Here is a 1,335-nt window from a genome sequence, read left to right as displayed (position 1 = left end):
GACGCCGTGCCCAGCGCGCCCTTGGTGCCCTGGCCGGTGAAGCTGCCGTTGTGACAGCTGTCGCAGCGCGCGGTCGAGACCGCCGCGTGGTTCATGGTGTAGGTGGCGAAGCTCGCCGCGGTGTTGGTGTGGCAGTTCGAGCACTGCAGCGTCCCGGTCGGGATGTGCGGCGGCGTCGTCATGCCCATCGCGGTCTTGCCGTTGTGGCAGGTCGCGCAATTGGTGTCGGTCGCGGCATGCTTGAACGCCGCGCCGCCCCAGCTGGTGAAGCCGCCGCTCGCGGCCTTGGCGTGACAGCTGACGCAGTCGGCGCCACCGGTGGCGACGTGGTTCGGGTACGACGCCGTGCCCAGCGCGCCCTTGGTGCCCTGGCCGGTGAAGCTGCCGTTGTGACAGCTGTCGCAGCGCGCGGTCGATACCGCCGCGTGGTTCATGGTGTAGGTGGCGAAGCTCGCCGCGGTGTTGGTGTGACAGTTCGAGCACTGCAGCGTCCCGGTCGGGATGTGCGGCGGCGTCGTCATGCCCATCGCGGTCTTGCCGTTGTGGCAGGTCGCGCAGTTGGTGTCGGTGGCCTTGTGAGCAAAGGCGGCGCCGCCCCAGCTGGTGAAGCCGCCCGAGGCCGCCTTGGCGTGACAGCTGACGCAGTCGGCGCCGCCGGTGGCGACATGGTTCGGATACGACGCCGTGCCCATGGCACCCTTGGTGCCCTGGCCGGTGTAGCTGCCGTTGTGACAGCTGTCGCAGCGCGCGGTCGATACCGCCGCGTGGTTCATGGTGTAGGTGGCGAAGCTCGCCGCGGTGTTGGTGTGACAGTTCGAGCACTGCAGCGTCCCGGTCGGGATGTGCGGCGGCGTGGTCATGCCCATCGCGGTCTTGCCGTTGTGGCAGGTCGCGCAGTTGGTGTCGGTCGCGGCATGCTTGAACGCCGCGCCGCCCCAGCTGGTGAAGCCGCCCGAGGCCGCCTTGGCGTGGCAGCTGACGCAGTCGGCGCCACCGGTGGCGACGTGGTTCGGATACGACGCCGTGCCCATGGCCCCCTTGGTGCCCTGCCCGGTGTAGCTGCCGTTGTGACAGCTGTCGCAGCGCGCGGTCGATACCGCCGCGTGGTTCATGGTGTAGGTGGCGAAGCTCGCCGCGGTGTTGGTGTGGCAGTTCGAGCACTGCAGCGTCCCGGTCGGGATGTGCGGCGGCGTCGTCATGCCCATCGCGGTCTTGCCGTTGTGGCAGGTCGCGCAGTTGGTGTCGGTCGCGGCATGCTTGAACGCCGCGCCGCCCCAGCTGGTGAAGCCGCCCGAGGCCGCCTTGGCGTGACAGCTGACGCAGTCGGCGCCACCG

The 1,335-nt window shown here is 69.7% G+C and carries 1 protein-coding gene; it reads right to left on the bottom strand.

Annotated elements, in window-relative coordinates:
- On the bottom strand, positions 1–1,335 hold a 1,335-nt coding region (locus QX126_RS33520), incomplete at both ends, for a cytochrome c3 family protein (protein WP_315786896.1).

It is taken from the genome of Bradyrhizobium sp. SZCCHNPS1003 (assembly GCF_032381555.1).
In the GTDB taxonomy this organism is placed as follows: Bacteria; Pseudomonadota; Alphaproteobacteria; order Rhizobiales; family Xanthobacteraceae; genus Bradyrhizobium.
The sequence above is the reverse complement of the archived record's forward strand: the minus strand, read 5'-3'. Positions and strand labels throughout refer to the sequence as shown.